Consider the following 3,526-nt stretch of genomic DNA (forward strand, 5'->3'; position numbering starts at 1 on the left):
CCCCGTGCACTCGAGACGGGGGCAGCGCGTGCGGCGTATCACCGCCCCGTGTCGTCCCCCTGCTTCGTGCTCACTTGTGAGCGTGGCCGCCGATGTAGAACAGCAGCCACACGAACCCGGCGAACAGGTGCGTGCCGAAGATGTAGAAGAAGGCGCGCAGCGCCACCCCCCTCTCCAACCACCGTTCGGGTTTTTCCTGTGTGCCGTGTTCGCTCATGTGCTGGCTCCTGTAATCGCCGAGGTCACGATGCCCGGTGCCGTATACCGGCGCGGGGGCCGGGCGGGGCTGGGGCGGACGTGGATCTTCACTCCGTGCTCGCCCACCCAAGTCCACCAGGGAGGCGACCTCGGTGGCGGCCACGGTGCCGGTGACTGGCTCGCCGTTGTGCGAGTAGGTGATCTCGAAGGACACCGGCTCGCACCGGTCAGCCGCGGATAGGGCCATCAGCAGTCTCCGGGCAGCTCGAAGCGGACCAGGACGGTCTTGCCGCACCCGCGCACCGCAGGCTCCACCCGGAGCTCACCGCCGTGCAGGGCGACCAGTTCGGCCACGATCCGCAGGCCCTCACCGGCACCGGCCACCGGGTCGAACAGGCGGGATCCTGTTCCACGACGCCGATCACCAGCTGCCCGACCGCCCGCGTGACGGTCACCTCCGCATCCGGCGAGGCAGCGGCGCAGTGCCGCACCGCGTCGGAGACCAACTTGCTCACCACCACCAGCAGGGCCGCGCCAGCTGAGTGCGCATGCAGGGTTCACTCCGAACGAGGCGAGCGCCTCCTCCAAGTTGACCCGAACCGCCCGTACCGAGGGCGGGACCAGCGGCACCGTCAGCGCGTGCCGCCGCATCTGCGGCAGCGCGCCCACCCCGGCCGGCGGATGGGCGCGGTCGTGCCAGGTCACAACACAACCTGGGCGTCGGCGGTGTGCAGCTCGGCCAGCAGGTCTTGCTGCCCGGCCAGCATCTCGGTCAGGATCCTCCGGGCGGCCCGCATCAGGTCCGCCACGTCCCCGCCGGCCAGCTCGTACACCACCGTCGTCCCCTCGCGGGTTGCGGTCACGATCCCCGAGCGGCGCAGCACCGCCAGCTGCTGGGAGAGCCTGGACGGCTCGATCTCGATCTTCGTGAGTAGGTCGCGCACCGGCAGTGGCCCGTCCTGCAGCAGCTCCAGCACCCGGATACGCTCCGGATGCCCCAGCATCCGGAAGAACTCGGCCTTGGCCTGGTACAGCGGAACCGCAGGCTTCACTGCTCACTCACCCCATCCGTGCTCTCCGTGCTGATGTTGTGCCGGGCAGCGACCCACAGCGCGTCCTCCAGTTCCTCCTGGGCCAGATCCGCCGCGTAGACGTCCTCGATGTCCAGCGCGGCCGCAAGCCGCGATCGTGCCTGACGGACCCGCTCCCGTACCGCGTCGGCGAACAACCCCACGACTACGCCCCCTCCCTTAGCTGACATAGCAACTAAAGAATTGCAGAACTCTTCAACTCTAGGGGTAGAAGGTAGTGCGCCACACCACCACGCCGGCTGCCGCCCGGGGGCAACGATGCCGCGCGGTCGGCCTGACGGTGGAGTTCACCGACACCGACCACCGCCTACCGGTACCCGTACGAAAGGCTGACCGCGGCTCCCGTTTGCCGTTGCGACAGGCGTAGCGAAGGACGCAGTGAGATACGTACCAACGGGCGCCGCGACGTGTGTTGCGCTCGCATCGGTGACCGCCGGTCTTCCCGGAGCGCGCGGCTCTGACTTCTACTGTGGGAGGGGGCAGGCGGTTTGCGCTGATGTCGCAGGGCTGCCGCCGGGCCGGGCCGCCGCGCGAAAACTGTGCAGGGCACGAGAGGAAGGCTCCGGGGGAGGACTCCGGCCCCTGGCGGGCAGCTGTCCCGGAGGGTAGCTTCCACCGGTGTCTGGAGGGTGGCCCGCACCGTAGCGTCCACAGGGCGCCGAAGGTAGGAACGCCCGTCTCCGGCTCCGGAGTGTTGCTGCTGGTCAGAACCGGTATGGGACGGTGACACCTCCTTCCCCGGCGCGATAGCCGCAGGGGAAGGAGGATTGTCCGATGCGGGCGCGGGGTGTGAACCGCGTCGCTGCGGGTCAGGTCGTCACGCCGCTCCATGAGCGGGCCGCGGGGGGTCTGCGGGTCGTCACCGAGGGCCAGGAGCTGCCAGCCGCGAGGCGACGTCGGTGTCCGTGGCCGCGGCGGTGTTGGGCAGGACCTCGAACACGGCCCCGCACCGTCAGAAGAGGACCTCGATCGAGCCGTCTCTGTCGGCGAGTTCGGCGATGGCCCAGGTGTTGCCTTGCTTGCTCTGCTTTCGGGTGATGCCCGTGCTGAGGCCCGCGAGCGGACGTCTCTGCCGTTGCGGCCGGGCTGAGCAGTTCGGCGATGGTGGTCTCGCGGCTCCGGCTGAGGATGTGCTCGGCGCCGTCCAAGGGGTGGGCGGAGAGGTGCAGGCCGAGCATCTCGCGTTCGGTGGAGAGGAGCTGCTTGCGGGGTCGGTGAACTACCACAAGCGTTATGTAGGTGTACTCTAGATTCATGTCAAGTACATATCCGATCGCTGAAGCCCGTGCCTGTCTAGGTGACCTCGCGCGTCGTGCCGCCCAGCACGAGCACATCACCCTCACCGACCGGGGGACACCCGCTGCCGTCCTGATCTCCCCGGCGGAGCTGGAAGACCTCGAAGACGCCTTGGCCGTTGCGCGTCTGGAGCGCGATAGGGCCCTGGGGATCACCCCGGCTCCCGTCCCGCATGCCGAAGCGCGTCTCGCACTCCTCGACGCGGCAGGCCGGAGCGGAGAGTGAGCTGGAGTGTCACGTGGGAGCCCACAGCGCTCAACGAGGCAGCCGGCCATCTGAAGGCCGACCCCACCGGTGTGGACGCACTGCTGCATGCCACGGACCGGCTCGCAGATGATCCGGCCCCCGAAGGCTCTCGCGCGTGGGGAAGCAGCCACCGGCGTCTACACAGCGGCCCGTGGAGGATCCTGTACCGCATCGACACCCAGAACAGCACGCTGCACATTGAGCATGTAGGACACACCTCCTGAGCAGGGCTGCCTGGCAAATTCCAAAGCCATCCAGTGGCTGGTCGGGCAGCGATGGCCGGAGTCCGTTCGATCACGCTGTCGATGCCCGATCTCAACCGCTGCACCGTATCGCGTAGTTGGGCCGCGGTGACGGCGGTCGCGTCGTCGGCGGGCCCGAGACGGACGGCGTCCAGCAACGTGACCCAGGAAGTGCGGCCGGTCTCCAGGGCGGCGACAAAGGAGTACGGCCGGCCAGGCACAAACTGGTCCGTGCTGCGGTCACCGCGTCCGTATACATGCCAGCGAGAGTTCGGGGCGGGCCAGGGTGCCGTCGTCGAAGAGGGCCAGGACGTCCAGGCGGGTGGTGTCGACCTGGACCTGCTCGCCGGGCCGCAGTGCCATCGTGGGGGTGAAGGCGCGCCCGTCGAAGCTGGCGGGGGTGGGCCGGACGGGCCCGGCGGGCAGTTCGCCGGGGCGGGCGAGGGCGGCCAC

7 protein-coding genes and 1 pseudogene are annotated in these 3,526 nt (G+C 69.2%); 2 read left to right on the plus strand and 6 right to left on the minus strand.

Translation table 11 applies throughout. The features are described 5' to 3' along the window. Positions 1 to 70: 70 nt before the first annotated feature. The 4 genes from ABZ883_RS43015 to ABZ883_RS43030 all read right to left on the minus strand — a co-directional run bounded on the left by ABZ883_RS43015 (position 71) and on the right by ABZ883_RS43030 (position 1,432). Entirely contained in the window at positions 71 to 412 is a 342-nt protein-coding gene (locus tag ABZ883_RS43015) for a DUF6126 family protein (RefSeq protein WP_360917762.1), read from the minus strand. Positions 413 to 444: 32 nt separating this feature from the next. Beyond that, positions 445 to 582, minus strand: a complete 138-nt coding sequence (locus tag ABZ883_RS43020) for a hypothetical protein (RefSeq protein WP_360917764.1) — start codon at positions 580 to 582, stop codon at positions 445 to 447. Positions 583 to 899: 317 nt separating this feature from the next. Continuing rightward, on the minus strand, positions 900 to 1,250 hold the full coding sequence (locus tag ABZ883_RS43025; protein ID WP_360917766.1) for a metalloregulator ArsR/SmtB family transcription factor: 351 nt from the start codon (positions 1,248 to 1,250) through the stop codon (positions 900 to 902). Next, positions 1,247 to 1,432: a hypothetical protein gene (locus ABZ883_RS43030; protein ID WP_360917768.1), complete on the minus strand. Its 186-nt coding sequence runs from the start codon at positions 1,430 to 1,432 to the stop codon at positions 1,247 to 1,249. Before ABZ883_RS43030 ends, ABZ883_RS43025 begins: the two co-directional genes overlap by 4 nt. 1,111 nt (positions 1,433 to 2,543) lie before the next feature. Here ABZ883_RS43030 and ABZ883_RS43035 point away from each other — a divergent pair. Together ABZ883_RS43035 and ABZ883_RS43040 are read left to right on the plus strand one after the other, a co-directional pair. After that, positions 2,544 to 2,810, plus strand: coding sequence for a type II toxin-antitoxin system prevent-host-death family antitoxin (locus ABZ883_RS43035; protein ID WP_326580837.1), 267 nt, complete (start codon positions 2,544 to 2,546; stop codon positions 2,808 to 2,810). Positions 2,811 to 2,881: 71 nt separating this feature from the next. Then, positions 2,882 to 3,055, plus strand: coding sequence for a type II toxin-antitoxin system RelE/ParE family toxin (locus ABZ883_RS43040; protein WP_360917772.1), 174 nt, complete (start codon positions 2,882 to 2,884; stop codon positions 3,053 to 3,055). A 110-nt stretch (positions 3,056 to 3,165) separates the two neighbouring features. On the opposite strand, the pseudogene ABZ883_RS43045 reads toward ABZ883_RS43040, so the two are convergent. Both ABZ883_RS43045 and ABZ883_RS43050 read right to left on the minus strand, forming a co-directional pair. Beyond that, positions 3,166 to 3,333, minus strand: a pseudogene (locus tag ABZ883_RS43045) (transposase); the annotation flags it as partial. Then, on the minus strand, positions 3,314 to 3,526 hold a 213-nt coding region (locus ABZ883_RS43050), incomplete at its 5' end, for a hypothetical protein (protein ID WP_360917770.1). The pseudogene ABZ883_RS43045 and the gene ABZ883_RS43050, both read right to left, overlap by 20 nt.

Origin of the sequence: Streptomyces sp. NPDC046977, assembly GCF_040644455.1 — a bacterium.
Taxonomy (GTDB): Bacteria; Actinomycetota; Actinomycetes; order Streptomycetales; family Streptomycetaceae; genus Actinacidiphila.